This is a genomic window from Variovorax sp. DXTD-1 (genome assembly GCF_003984625.1).
GTDB lineage: Bacteria > Pseudomonadota > Gammaproteobacteria > Burkholderiales > Burkholderiaceae_C > Variovorax.
Genome location: NZ_RWKH01000030.1, coordinates 46,638 through 59,791 on the forward strand (window position 1 = coordinate 46,638; position 13,154 = coordinate 59,791).

A 13,154-nucleotide genomic window follows, 5' to 3' on the forward strand; every position below is an offset into this window, starting at 1 on the left:
CCGGCGCGGCGCCCTGAACCACGGCGGCGTACGCTGGCGACCGACACCTCGAAAGCGGCGCCAAGCCTACAATCCTTGCATGCCTAGCCCCACACTCCTGGTCGCCCGCCGCATTCTGCTGGCGCTGGCCTTTGCCGCTCCTTTTGCCGCCGTTCAGGCGCAGTCCGCACCCGCCCGGCCGCCTGCGCCGGCCGAGCCGCTACAAAATCAGGAGCAACCCGACGGCCGACGCAACCAGAAGGTCGAGCACATCCACACCGAAGACAGCGGCGCTTCGGTCGACGAAGTCCGCTACGGCGGCCGCACGCAAAGCATCAACGTGAAGCCGAAGGCCAACGTGCCCGGCTATGAAGTGCTGCCCAACGACGCAGGCAGCGCACGCCCGAGCTCGGCCGACTCGAACGGGAACGGCCCGCGCGTCTGGAACGTGATGAAATTCTGACCGTGCTGCGCCTTCAATCGGCAGCGCAACGCTGAGCACCGCCATGGCAGTTTTTACCGAAGTCGAATTCGGCGAGGCAGACGCGCTCGTGCAGCGTCTGGGTCTGGGCCCCCTGCGCGAGTTGCGCGGCATCGAGGGCGGCATCGAGAACACCAACTACTTCGCGACCACCGAAACCGGTGAGGCCGTGCTGACGCTGTTCGAGCGCCTCAGCGCCGAGCAGCTCCCCTACTACCTTTGTCTCATGAAGCACTTGGCGGGCCGCGGCCTGCCGGTGCCGGAGCCCGTGGCAGACCCGGCCATCGCGCCGCCCTCGGGCCATGCGCTGACGATTCCCGCGAACGCCCCTTGCGAACTGCTGCTCAAGGTGGCGGGCAAGCCGGCCGCACTGGTGCAGCGGCTCTCGGGCCGGAGCGAACTGGCACCGGACGCCGCGCATTGCGCCGAACTGGGTGCAATGTTGGCGCACATGCACCTGGCGGCGCGCGACTTTCCGCGCATTCAGCCGAACTTGCGCGGCCTTGCGTGGTGGAACGAAACCGTACCGGTGGTCGTTCCCTACGTCGACGAATCGCAGGCGGCGCTGCTGCGCGCCGAACTCGCCTACCAGAACCACATTGCCGAGTCGTCCGCCTACGCGGCGCTGCCGCGCGGCCCCGTGCATGCCGACATGTTTCGCGACAACGTGATGTTCGCGACCGGCGAAGACGCCGGCGCGGCTCCGCGCCTGACCGGCGTGTTCGACTTCTATTTCGCAGGCACCGACACCTGGCTGTTCGACTTGGCCGTGTGCCTGAACGACTGGGCCATCGACCTGCCGACCGGCGAACACGACGCCGAACGCGCGGACTCGCTGCTGTCTGCCTACGAAACCGTGCGACCGCTGAATGCGTCCGAGCGCGCCCTGCTGCCCGCCATGCTGCGCGCCGCGGCGCTGCGTTTCTGGATTTCGCGGCTCTGGGACTTCCATCTTCCGCGCGAAGCCAGCATGCTGAAGCCGCACGACCCGACGCACTTCGAGCGCGTGCTGCGCGAGCGCGCCACCCACCCGCACGCCATGGCGCAGTCGCTCGAGCCGCTGGCCGCCTGACCCTTAAAAAATGAAACTCAACCTCGTGCCGGCGCGAACCGGCGCTACATGGGTCCGCCTCGGACTCAAGACCTTCTGGCGGCAGCCGCTCGCCTTCATCTCGCTGTTCTTTCTGATGATGGCGCTGATCTCGACGGCGTCGCTGCTGCCGCTGCTCGGCAGCGTGCTGGCGCCGGTGCTGCTGCCCTTCATGACGCTGGGGCTGATGGTGGCGACGTCGGTGGCCTACACCGACAACGCCGAGGGTCTCGGCACCGCCGGCCACGCGCAGCGCCCCACCGGCTCCGCCATGTTCGTGGCGGTGGTTGCCGCCATGCGCACCGAGTGGCGCTCGCTGGTCAAGCTGGGGGTGATCTCCGCGGTGTACTTCGTGCTCGCCGTGCTGCTGACGACGTTCATCGACGGCGGCCAGCTGGCGAAGGCCTACCTGCTCGACGAAGCGCTGACGCCCGAGACCATGGCGAGCAGCGACTTCCAGGTGGCGCGCATGTTCCTGATGTGCCTGAACCTGCCGCTTTCGCTGGCCATGTGGCATGCGCCCGCGCTCGTGCACTGGCACGGCGTGGAGCCGGTGAAGAGCATTTTCTTCAGCGTGGTTGCGGTGTTTCGCAACTTCGGCGCCTATGCGCTGTTCGGCCTGGCATGGCTCGGCGTGTTCCTGCTCGCCGGCATCGCCATGGGCCTGGTCGCCACCGTGCTGATCGGTGTCGGGTCGGTGGGCGGAGGCGGCGCCGCCGCGGCCATCGGCAATGTGCTGATCGTGGGCTCGGCGCTGGTGCTTGCGGCCATGTCGATGAGCTCGACCTGGTTCACCTTCCGCGACAGCTTCGATCCGAACTGACGACCTCCCGGGTGGAGTTCCGGGTTTCGCCCGAAGCTTTCTTCGTCAATCGGCCGCTGCCCGGTCCTTGCGCAGGCTCGCGAAAAGCGACCACGCCATGCCAGCCAGCAACAGCAGGCCGACACCCAGCGCTCCCCACAGCCACCACTTGCGCGACGGGTCAGGCTGCGTGGGCACCGGCAATTGCACTGCAGCGGCCACCGCGGCATCGACCGCTGCAACCGGCGGCGTCGGCAACGTGACGCTGGCCTGGTCCGCCGCGACAGGCTTGTTCGCGGTGTAGCCCGGCATCAGCGTGGCCAGCGTCAGGGCCGCACCCGGCGCACCGCCCTGCACTGCGTTCTTTTCCGGTACCGCGCTCCACACCAGCGAAAACGGCGCGGCACCTTGCGCCAGGAACACCAGCGTGCGCGGCGCGGCGCCCACTGAAATCGTCGGCGGCGTCGCGCCCAGCAGGCTCACCGGGCCCGAGGTGCGAAGCCGCAGGTGCGAATAGCTCGTGCCGTCGAGCGCCAGCAGCGGCGAGCGCGCTTCGCCGCCCGCTTGCGCGAGGCGATACACCACGGCGTCGAGCAGCGGCACCTCGCCCGGAGTGCCCGAAGAAGACGGCGCCGGCCGGCGCTGCTGATGCCGCAAGGCGTACAGCGGATTGCGCGGCACCCGCGCCGGCTCGGCGGCAACCGTGGGAACGGCCGCGAGCAAGCCCGAAATTCCGACCTGTGCCAGCGTGTTGACGTCGGCCAGGTCGATGCGCAGGCTTTCCACCGGCAGCCCGCGCGGCAACGCATAGTCGCAATGGTCGGCGCCGCAGCGCTCCGGCCTCAGCGCGCCCGACCATTCGAGCGGCGCGACGGGTTCGACCTCCTGCACGCTGTCGATCGCCACGCTGACCAGCGGTGCTCCGTTCTGCGGATCGCTCCAGCGCAGGCGCAGAAAACGCGCTTGCACGTTGCCCAACTCGACCGCCAGACGTTCGATGGTCTGGCCGCCATGGGCCAGCCGCACCAGTTGCTCTTCGCCGCCTACCGGCCGCCAATGCCGCAGGTCGTCGCTGGCTTCGAGCCTGAAGGCGAACAGGCCGCGCGCGTCCGGCGCCACTTCGAAGCGCGCCTGCAGCAGGCTGCCCTTGAGCTGGCTGGCATCGATGAGCCACTGCGCCGCTTCGGCTTGCTTGCGCGCTGGTTTGCGGGCCAGCGCCAGCGAGCCGTCGGGCCGCACCCTGAAGTTCAACGATGCGTCTTCGGACGTGTCGGCAGCGCCTGCGGCACTCGCGGGCAGCGCAAAGATCGGCACATCCTTCGACGTGAAGCGCGGTGCCGCGGCCTCGTTGCGCAGCCATGCGTAGGGCACCGCTGTGCCGGCGGTATTGCGCACCCGCAGGTCGCGCAGATCGCCGTGTGCGGCATGGGCGTAGATGCCGAGCGGCAGCGTGAGCTGGTGGTACGGCCCGTTGCCTTGCAAGGCAATGGGCCCGGTGGTGGCCGGCTGCGCCCAGGCCGCGCCGAACCAGGCCGTTGCCAAAGCCACGGCCAAACGAACGCACACCCCACGGACCTCATGGCGCGATGGCTTCGCACCCTGCTTCATGCTGCACCTCCTTCGGCCAACACATCTTTCTCCAATTCGTTCTTCTTCGGCGGCACGGGTGCGAAATAACCCACAAGCAACAGCAATGCTCCGACCGCGATGAACGACACGATACGGAACAAGCCGCCCCTGTCCGCCAGTTCGACGAAGAACAGCTTCAGCACCACAACGCCCAGCAGCGCGGCGCCGCCGACCCAGAGCGTGCGCACGCCGCGAGAGTGGCCGAGCACCATCGCGATCACGCCGCAAATGGCCCACGTGATCGAGAGTGCCGCCTGCGTGAGCCACGATGCGTAAAGCGCATCGAAGCGCCATTCGACGCCCGCGTAGTGGTGGCAACTGCGCAGCACCGCGCCGGTCAGCAGCGCAAGGCCTGTAAGGCCAAGCACGCCCTTTGCGACCATCGGCTGCACGCGCGCGAACGAACCCTGCGGCAAGGCGCGCCACCAGAGCACCAGCGCAAACAGCACCAGCCACTGCGCCAGTTCCAACGGGTTCAGCAACGGCACGTAGGGCAACGGCGCCGCATCGCCCGGGCTCGTGCCGTTGGTGACCCACACCCATGCGAGCAGGTAGGCGGCCACCGGCATCGCCGCGAATTCGAGGTACGCGGCGCGGTACTCGGCGACCGGCCAGCGTTGCAGCAGCACGCGCGAGCGCAGCAGCCACAGCATGGCGGCGGGCACGATGGCCCAGCCCAGCAATTGCCAGCTCGACCACTCCGCGCCGATGCGCCCGAGCTGCCATTGGCACTCGCGCGCCGCAAGCAGCAAGAAGAACCAGAAACCGGCCACGTGCAAAGGCGCCAACGCAGCCTGAGCAAGCCAGCGCTTTTGCGCATGCAGCAGCCGCAGGTGCCACAGCAGCGCCAACGGCCAGGCAGCCCAGCCCAGCGCGCTCGAAGGCACGTAGACCAGCGGCGCAGCCAAGGCAACACCGTAGGCCGCGATCAGCACCAAGCCCGGCAAAGTGGCCAGCGTGGCCCGGCCCAGCTGCGGCCAGCCGCGCCGGTGCGCCACCACGGCCGACAGAGCCGAGGTAACGAGCACGATGGCGAGAGCAGCCGCGGCTACATGGCCGGCCATTGCGTTGCGGTGCAGCACCGCGGCGGTTTCGGCAAGCCACCCGAAGAGCCACCAGCCCAGCCCCCAGATCACCGGCGCCCACAGCACGGCCGGATTCGCGCACCAGTCGTTGATCCAGCGCGTGCGCTTGGCCGTTGTGATGCCGTCGGTGGCGCGCCGCCGTGCCTCGTCGCTCATCCAGCTGCCCGCCAGCAAGGCGGCGAGCCCCAGCACCACCGACGTCCAGAACCCCAGGTGCGCGAAAGCCGCCGGCGGGGTATTGCCGTAGAAGATCCAGATCTGACCGAAGACGTGCAGCAGCGCCGAAACGACCTGCAATACGCCCGCCAGCGCCGCGAGCGGCTTGTGCGCAATGCGCAGCGCCACCCAGAGCACGACAGTCGCGGTCAGCGGCCACAGCAGCGCGGCCTGCGCAAGGCTCACCTGGAACAGCATCGCGAGATGCAGCAGGCTCACGCCGGCGATCACCCCGATGGCATTGCCCGGCGACCACACCGGCTGAATGCCGCGCGCCAATGCGGCGCGGTGCGCCTGCAGCATCGACCACGCGGCGCTGCCGAGCAGGCTCAGTGCAATGAGGCTCGCAGCCACCGCGCCCTGCCAGCCGCTTGCAAGCACCTGCTCGGCGCTGCCGCGCGCATCATCGGCCGCGCGATGCAAGGTGGCGATGAAGCCGGCCACTGCCAGCGCCTGCATGCCGAAGGTCACGAATGCCAGCGGCCTGAGCTTGAAGCGCACCGCCACGGCAAAGGCGGCGGAAGCCAGCACGGCCGTTGCCGCCGCCGCCCACGGCGGCGTGAACCATTGCCACAGCAGCAGCGTGAGCGCACCCATGCCGAACCACGGCAACGCGGTGCCGACCAGCGCCTCCCAGCCGTTGCCCTCGTCGAGCCTGGCGCGACGGTGGATGGTCCACATCGCGAACGCGCTCACCGCCACCAGCATCGGCCCGATCACCGAGCCCTGCAGCAGCGGATGCCCCGCCGCCGCATCGAGCTGCGTGGCCTCGAGCAGCTTCCACACCGCACCGGCGAACACCAGGAACGAGAAGGCACGCGCATACACGCGCCCTTGCCGCGCACCCAGCCAGTACATGCCGGCCGCCTCGACAGCCCAGGCCGCGCCCGTCCACCGGCCTTCGAGGCCTAGCGGAATGGCGAGCGTGCCGAAGATCACGCCCACGATGGCGTAGGCCTCCGCGAGCAGCGCCAACCCCTTCGGTTGTGTGGCGAACACCAGGCGGCCCAGCACCAGATAGAACGCCGCGAGCGCCATGGCCGAGAAGGCGGCGCCGTATTCCCATGGCCGCATCAGCAGAACCTGCATGCCGAACGCGACCATGGGCGCGCCGAAGACGAGCGAGCTGTCGACTCGGCCCGCGCGGCGCAGCGTGTCCAGCGCGCGTGCGGCCAGCGGCTGCGCAGGCTGCACGGGTGCATCGAACAGCGTGCGGCGCGCAAACAGCAGGCCGATGGCAACGAAAAGCAGGAAGAACACGATCAGGAAGGGCTGCACGATGCCGTACTGGTCGTCGGTGTAGTACTTCTGAGCCCAGCCGGCGGCCAGCGTGAAGGTGCCGACGAAGCCGATCAGGTTCAGCACGCGCCACGCCTTGAACCAGGCGATCAGCACGATGCCGACATCGAGCACCAGCAGGTACGTGAAGAGCCCCACGGGCCGGTTCTGCCCGGTGGATGCAAGCACCGGCGCCGCAAAGCCCTCGAGCACGGCGACGATGGCCAGCAGCGGCGCGTTCTGCAGCACCGCCAGCACCGCGCTCAATGCGGCCACGCCGAACAGGAAAGCGAAGCCGGCCGTCGGCGGCAGCAGCTCGTGAACCTTCATGGCCGCGAGCGTCGTCAGATAGAAGACGCCGATGCCGGCACCCTGCAGAATCAACGCATAGCTGGTGCGCTTGCGGCGTAGGAACCAGCCCAGCGCCAGCAGGCCGGCGCCCACCAATGCCACGGCCGCATAGCGCAGTTCGACAGGCACCGTGACGCGTTCGGCCGTGTAGCGCAGCAAAAAGGCGAGCCCCAGGAACAGGATCAGCACGCCGAGCTTCACCAGCATGTTGCCGCCGAAGATCAGGTTGGCGATGGGTGCGGGCAGGCGGTCGCGCAGCGGAATTGCCGGAGGCGGCGGAGGTGGAGGCAAGCGCCGGACCGGCGGCGGCACGGCTGCGGGCAATTTGGCGGCTGCGGGGGCCACGGGCGCTGGAGCCGGCTCCGCAGTTCCGGGCGATGTGCCCGGCATCGAGGCACGCGCTGCGGCGGCTGCGGCAGCGGCCGCCTGTGCGGGCCGTGCGACGGGCACCGGCGTGATGGGGGCGGCCGGTGCGACTTGGGGGGCTTGGGGGACTGGCTGCACCGCCAATGTTGCGGGGACGCTTGCTGTCGAGACGGGTTGCTCATCGGCGCGCGCCGCGTCGCCAGCGTCCTGCGTCAGCCGACGTTCAAGCATGCTCACGCGCTGTTCGAGTTCGGCCACGCGCTGCTGCAGCTTCAGCATGCCGCCTGCGGGGGCAGTCGACGCGCCCGCGCCGGCGCCAGACGCCGATGCGGTGCCGGAAGGCTGCGCGCGTTCAGCCTCGGTGCGCTCAGGTTCGGCGGCGCTCTTCTTCCCGATGATTTTCGGCAGCGCGAACGCGCCGACAACCGCCAGTATCAGCGCGGCCGGAACAGACTCGGTCAGGGCCCCTATGAAAAGGCCGGCAATCATGCCAATGAACCACATCCTCAGCTCCCCTTGTTTTGGCGAGCATGGAGTGTACGGCGATTGCTTCTCTAGAAACCGCCCGAAACGCCCGTGGCTATTGCAATCTCAGCTATTTGTTTAATAGCACTGCGGCAGCGTTACACCGGCGTGAGCTTGGCCACCGACAGCGCGAGCCACTTCACGCCATGCCGCGTGAACTTGACCTGCGCGCGCGCGTCGTCGCCCGTGCCTTCGAGCGACAGCACCGTGCCTTCGCCGAACTTGTTGTGGAACACCTGCATGCCCGAGCGCAGGCCGTGCGAGGGTGCGGTTTTCTGCGGCGGCACCGGCGGGCTTGCAAAGGTGTCCTTGCTGCCGCCGCCGTAGCCGCTACCGCTGCTGTAACTGCCACCGCCGCCACGCGTGCTCGCATAGCCCCCGCCGTAGCCGAAGGCCGACGGCGTGAACGCCTGGTTCTTCGGCGTGAGCCATTTGAGCGCACCTTCGGGCAGCTCTTCGAAGAAACGGCTCTTCACGTTGTAGCGCGTCTGGCCGTGCAGCATGCGGGTTTGCGAATGGCTCAAGTACAGGCGCTTGCGTGCGCGGGTAATTGCCACGTACATCAGGCGGCGCTCTTCCTCGAGGCTTTCGAAATCGCTCATCGAGTTCTCGTGCGGGAACAGGCCCTCTTCCATGCCGGTGATGAACACGCAGTCGAACTCCAGGCCCTTGGCCGCGTGAACGGTCATCAGCTGAACCGCGTCCTGTCCGGCCTGCGCCTGGTTGTCGCCCGACTCGAGCGCGGCATGCGTGAGGAACGCGGCCAGCGGGCTCAGCGTTTCGCCCGTTTCGGCGTCGGGCGCGAGCGGCTCGTCGATGAGCGGCCGGCTCGCATCGATGCCCTGGCTCGCAGGCGACTGGCGCAGTTCGTCGATGGGCAGCGCCACCGCGTCGCGGCCGAAGCCTTCCTGCGTGACAAAGCTTTCGGCCGCGTTCACCAGTTCTTCCAGATTCTCGATGCGGTCGGCGCCTTCGCGGTCGGCCTTGTAGTGTTCGATAAGGCCGCTGTGGTCGAGCACCTGCTCGATGATCTCGCGCAAGCTGACGCCCTGCGTCTGCTCGCGCAGCACGTCGATCTTGGCGACGAAGGCCGTGAGGTTCGAGCCCGCCTTGCCGCCCACGGCATGAACCGCATCGTGCAGCGAGCGGCCGGCCGTGCGCGCCGCGTCCTGCAGCTGCTCGAGCGTGCGCGCGCCGATGCCGCGCGGCGGAAAGTTGACCACGCGCAGGAAGCTGGTGTCGTCGTCCTTGTTTTCGAGCAGGCGCAGATAGGCCAGCGCGTGCTTGATTTCGGCCCGCTCGAAGAAGCGCAGCCCGCCGTACACGCGGTACGGCACCGAGGCATTGAAAAGCGCCGTTTCGATCACCCGGCTCTGCGCATTGCTGCGGTAGAGCACGGCCATTTCCTTACGGTCGAAGCCGTCGCGCACGAGCTGGCGCATTTCCTCGACCATCCACTGCGCCTCGGCCAAGTCGGTGGGCGACTCGTACACGCGCACGGGTTCGCCCGGGCCCTGGTCGGTGCGCAGGTTCTTGCCGAGCCGCTTCTTGTTGTGGCTGATGAGCTCGTTGGCCGAATCGAGAATATTGCTGTAGCTGCGGTAGTTCTGCTCCAGCTTGATCTGGTGCTGCACATCGAACTCGCGCACGAAGTCGGCCATGTTGCCCACGCGCGCGCCGCGAAAGGCGTAAATGCTCTGGTCGTCGTCGCCCACGGCAATCACGCTGCTCTGGCCCGGCGTGAACTGGCCCGCCGCGGTGGTGCCCGAGAGCATCTTGATCCACGCGTACTGCAGGCGGTTGGTGTCCTGGAACTCGTCGATCAGGATGTGGCGGAAGCGCCGCTGGTAGTGCTCGCGCACCGGGTCGTTGTCGCGCAGCAACTCGTAGCTGCGCAGCATGAGCTCGCCGAAGTCGACCACGCCTTCGCGCTGGCACTGTTCTTCGTAGAGCTGGTACAGCTCGACCTTCTTGCGGTCGTCGTCGCTGCGGATCTCGACATCGCGCGGGCGCAGGCCGTCTTCCTTGGCACCCGCGATGAACCATTGCGTCTGCTTGGCCGGAAAGCGCTCGTCGTCGACGTTGAACTGCTTCATCAGCCGCTTGATGGCCGAAAGCTGGTCTTGCGTGTCGAGAATCTGGAAGGTGGAAGGCAGGTTGGCCAGTTTCCAATGCGCGCGCAGCAAGCGATTGCACAGGCCGTGGAAGGTGCCGATCCACATGCCGCGCACGTTGACGGGCAGTATGGCCGTCAGCCGCGTCATCATTTCCTTGGCGGCCTTGTTGGTGAAGGTCACGGCCAGGATGCCGCCGGCGGAAACCTGGCCCGTCTGCAGCAGCCAGGCGATGCGGGTGGTCAGCACCCGCGTCTTGCCCGAGCCGGCGCCGGCAAGAATGAGAGCATTGCCCGCAGGCAAGGTGACCGCGGCGCGCTGCTCCGGGTTCAGGTTCTGCAGCAATGGCAGTTCCGAGGGGTTGGCATCAGCCGCAGGTTCGTTAAACAACATCCGTCGATTGTAGAAACCAACCCGTATGCGGGTTATACGAAGAACTGGAAGACCCGCCGCGGCGAGACTGCGTAAAATCAATCACCGGGCCCAAGTTTCTTGCGTCCGGTTTTTTGTGCCCGTTTTCTTTCCGAAAGCGGCACGGGAACCGGCCGGACCAAGCGCTCATTCGTTCTTCTCAACGATTCCTTTCAGGAGCCTGGTCATGCAAATTTTCGATTACGACAACATCCTTCTGCTGCCGCGCAAGTGCCGCGTGGAAAGCCGATCGGAGTGCGACGCCAGCGTGACGCTGGGCGCGCGCAGCTTCCGCCTGCCGGTGGTGCCGGCCAACATGAAGACGGTGGTCGACGAGCCGATCTGCCTCTGGCTGGCGCAGAACGGCTACTTCTACGTGATGCACCGCTTCGACCTGGACAACGTGAGGTTCGTCAAGGAGATGCACGGCAAGGGCGTGTTCGCCTCGATTTCGTTGGGCGTGAAAAAGCCCGACTACGACACGGTCGACCAGCTGGCGGCCGAGGGCCTGGTGCCTGAATACATCACCATCGACATTGCGCACGGCCACGCCGACAGCGTGAAGAACATGATCGGCTACCTGAAGCAGAAGCTGCCGGGTTCCTTCGTGATCGCCGGCAACGTCGGCACGCCCGAAGCCGTGATCGACCTGGAGAACTGGGGCGCCGATGCCACCAAGGTCGGCATCGGCCCGGGCAAGGTCTGCATCACCAAGCTCAAGACAGGTTTCGGCACGGGTGGCTGGCAGCTCAGCGCGCTCAAGTGGTGTGCGCGCGTGGCAACCAAGCCGATCATTGCGGACGGCGGCATTCGCGACCACGGCGACATTGCCAAGAGCGTGCGCTTCGGCGCGTCGATGGTGATGATCGGTTCGCTTTTCGCGGGACACGAGGAGTCGCCCGGCAAGACGGTCGAAGTCGACGGCGTGCTCTTCAAGGAGTACTACGGCTCGGCCAGCGACTTCAACAAGGGCGAGTACAAGCACGTCGAGGGCAAGCGCATCCTCGAGCCCATCAAGGGCAAGCTGGCCGAGACGCTGGTCGAGATGGAGCAGGACGTGCAGAGCTCCATCAGCTACGCGGGCGGCCGCACGCTGATGGACATCCGCAAGGTCAACTACGTCACGCTGGGCGGCGACAACGCGGGCGAGCACCTGCTGATGTAAGCCCCGGCCGGGTCAGGCCTCCAGGAGTTGTACCGCGTCGCGATGCAGCCTGTGGGCCGGGTCCGCCAGCGCATCGACGACGCTGAAGTGGTTCAGGCCCGGCAGCGTTTCGCACACGGGCACGGTGTTGTGGCCCCATGCCTCGCGAATCAACGTGTTGTGGCGCAAGAACTCCTCGCTTTCATCGCCGCCCACCACCGCATGCAGCTGGCCGCGCGCGGGCGCCGCCCACAGCGCCGGGCTCGCGCGCCGCGCATCCGCATCGCTGAGCTTCAGCACGTTTTCCAGGAACGGCGTGCGCTGCAGCGGCCGAAGATCGTAAAGGCCCGAGATCGACAGCGCATTGCGCACCAGCTGGGCCGGCAGGTCGGTCGAAACTGCCTTCCAGTTGCAGGCCAGCAGCGCGGCCGCCATGTGGCCGCCGGCCGAATGCCCGGCCACGGTAATGCGCGACGGGTCCGCACCGAAGCTCGCGGCGTTCCGCCACGTCCACTCGAGCGCACGCACCATCTGCATGAGGATGCCCGGCACGGTCACAGGCTGCTCCGCCGTGCCAGGACACAGCGCGTAGTTGGGCATGACCACGCACACACCCCGGTCGTTGAACGCAGGCGCAATGAACGAATGGTCGCGCTTGTCCATCGCGCGCCAGTAGCCGCCGTGAATGAACACCAGTACCGGCGCACCGGGTACGGGCGCGGGAAAGATGTCGAGCGTTTCGTTGATGCCCTTGCCGTAAGGCACATCGATGCGGCCGCCAAGAGCCTCGCGCGCTGCAACGGAATCGCCTGCCCATCGCTTGAAGTACGCCGGGTGGTCTTTCACCCGCGCGAGATTGTTGTACATGCCTTCCAGCCAGGCGGGGTCGTGCGATGCCATGCGGTTCCTGCTTCCTTCTTTTTTGGAGACCGCGCATCTTGGCGCATCCTGGGTTTGCCGCATGCGCTTGCAGGGGTGTTCTGGTTAAAATCCGGCTTGCGTTGGGGGGGTAGCTCAGCTGGGAGAGCGCCGCGTTCGCAATGCGGAGGTCGTGAGTTCGATCCTCATCCTCTCCACCAACATTTCCCTTGTAAATCAATACCTTACGCCTTGCGGTGTAGGGCATTGATTTGCAATTTTTGGCAGGTTTTTGCGTGTCCGTTGTGGCAAATTTGTGGCACCAGGCCCACTGCCGCATGGACAGCGACCTTGGCCCAATCACCAAGCACTGATACGATATCGCTCAGTTGCGCAATGGCTACGCAGCTTAGTGCGTTCACTCATGTGGACGCACCCCAGCCGAGAGCGGTGAAGCGTCTGGTCTAAACGGGAGACCAGGTTGCCGCGGCGAAGCCAGGCCGCGGCCCCTTTTGGGGCTTCCATGGAAACACTGCTCAGTGTGGAACAGCTTGCCGCTGTACTCCACAAGTCACCGGCCAGCATCAGAAGCGATGCATCGCGAAAGCCGGCATCGCTCCCACCTATTTGCCGTTTGCCTGAAACCAAGCGCCTCCTCTGGCGCAGGCCGGACGTAGATGCATGGCTGGCCAGCTTCGTCGGCGGTAAATCCGCACCCTCACTCGTCGACTCAGCACAGCAACTGAACGTTGTCAGCACCAACAAACGGGGACGACCCACCAAGTCCGAGCAAGTTCGCCGTGCTCGCGGAACGGAGGTGCATCG

The 13,154-nt window shown here is 66.8% G+C and carries 9 protein-coding genes and 1 tRNA gene; 6 read left to right on the forward strand and 4 right to left on the reverse strand.

The window, feature by feature from the left end; genetic code table 11:
- Positions 1-79 precede the first annotated feature (79 nt).
- From EJI00_RS22970 to EJI00_RS22980, 3 genes are read left to right on the forward strand one after another with little or no spacing between them, the layout of a single operon-like run.
- Positions 80-442, forward strand: coding sequence for a hypothetical protein (locus EJI00_RS22970; protein WP_126749790.1), 363 nt, complete (start codon positions 80-82; stop codon positions 440-442).
- A gap of 43 nt (positions 443-485) precedes the next feature.
- The gene (locus tag EJI00_RS22975) at positions 486-1,532 is read left to right on the forward strand and encodes a homoserine kinase (protein WP_126749791.1); all 1,047 of its coding nucleotides are present in this window, start codon (positions 486-488) and stop codon (positions 1,530-1,532) included.
- Between the two features lie 10 nt (positions 1,533-1,542).
- Positions 1,543-2,373: a BPSS1780 family membrane protein gene (locus EJI00_RS22980; RefSeq protein WP_126749792.1), complete on the forward strand. Its 831-nt coding sequence runs from the start codon at positions 1,543-1,545 to the stop codon at positions 2,371-2,373.
- Positions 2,374-2,418: 45 nt separating this feature from the next.
- Here EJI00_RS22980 and EJI00_RS22985 read toward each other — a convergent pair whose 3' ends face one another.
- From EJI00_RS22985 to EJI00_RS22995, 3 genes are all read right to left on the reverse strand, one after another.
- Entirely contained in the window at positions 2,419-3,960 is a 1,542-nt protein-coding gene (locus tag EJI00_RS22985; protein ID WP_126749793.1) for a DUF3999 domain-containing protein, read from the reverse strand.
- On the reverse strand, positions 3,957-7,781 hold the full coding sequence (locus EJI00_RS22990) for a DUF2339 domain-containing protein (protein ID WP_126749794.1): 3,825 nt from the start codon (positions 7,779-7,781) through the stop codon (positions 3,957-3,959). The genes EJI00_RS22985 and EJI00_RS22990 overlap by 4 nt, the downstream gene beginning before the upstream one ends.
- Positions 7,782-7,900: 119 nt before the next feature.
- Complete coding sequence (locus EJI00_RS22995; protein WP_126749795.1) at positions 7,901-10,309, reverse strand: UvrD-helicase domain-containing protein; 2,409 nt, start codon at positions 10,307-10,309, stop codon at positions 7,901-7,903.
- 205 nt (positions 10,310-10,514) lie between these two features.
- On the opposite strand from EJI00_RS22995, the gene EJI00_RS23000 reads away from it, so the two are divergent.
- Positions 10,515-11,492, forward strand: coding sequence for a GMP reductase (locus EJI00_RS23000; RefSeq protein WP_126749796.1), 978 nt, complete (start codon positions 10,515-10,517; stop codon positions 11,490-11,492).
- Between the two features lie 12 nt (positions 11,493-11,504).
- On the opposite strand, the gene EJI00_RS23005 is transcribed toward EJI00_RS23000, so the two are convergent.
- Positions 11,505-12,371, reverse strand: coding sequence for an alpha/beta hydrolase (locus tag EJI00_RS23005; RefSeq protein WP_126749797.1), 867 nt, complete (start codon positions 12,369-12,371; stop codon positions 11,505-11,507).
- Between the two features lie 103 nt (positions 12,372-12,474).
- On the opposite strand from EJI00_RS23005, the gene EJI00_RS23010 reads away from it, so the two are divergent.
- Both EJI00_RS23010 and EJI00_RS25280 read left to right on the forward strand, forming a co-directional pair.
- Positions 12,475-12,550, forward strand: a tRNA-Ala gene (locus EJI00_RS23010).
- A gap of 302 nt (positions 12,551-12,852) precedes the next feature.
- Positions 12,853-13,154 (forward strand): DNA-binding protein (locus EJI00_RS25280; protein ID WP_126749798.1); only part of this gene is annotated, 302 nt, incomplete at its 3' end.

Coding starts and splice junctions, on each gene's coding strand:
- EJI00_RS22970 (WP_126749790.1), top strand. CDS start 80: ATGCCTAGCCCCACACTCCTGGTCGCCCGCCGCATTCTGCTGGCGCTG.
- EJI00_RS22975 (WP_126749791.1), top strand. CDS start 486: ATGGCAGTTTTTACCGAAGTCGAATTCGGCGAGGCAGACGCGCTCGTG.
- EJI00_RS22980 (WP_126749792.1), top strand. CDS start 1,543: ATGAAACTCAACCTCGTGCCGGCGCGAACCGGCGCTACATGGGTCCGC.
- EJI00_RS22985 (WP_126749793.1), bottom strand. CDS start 3,960: ATGAAGCAGGGTGCGAAGCCATCGCGCCATGAGGTCCGTGGGGTGTGC.
- EJI00_RS22990 (WP_126749794.1), bottom strand. CDS start 7,781: ATGTGGTTCATTGGCATGATTGCCGGCCTTTTCATAGGGGCCCTGACC.
- EJI00_RS22995 (WP_126749795.1), bottom strand. CDS start 10,309: ATGTTGTTTAACGAACCTGCGGCTGATGCCAACCCCTCGGAACTGCCA.
- EJI00_RS23000 (WP_126749796.1), top strand. CDS start 10,515: ATGCAAATTTTCGATTACGACAACATCCTTCTGCTGCCGCGCAAGTGC.
- EJI00_RS23005 (WP_126749797.1), bottom strand. CDS start 12,371: ATGGCATCGCACGACCCCGCCTGGCTGGAAGGCATGTACAACAATCTC.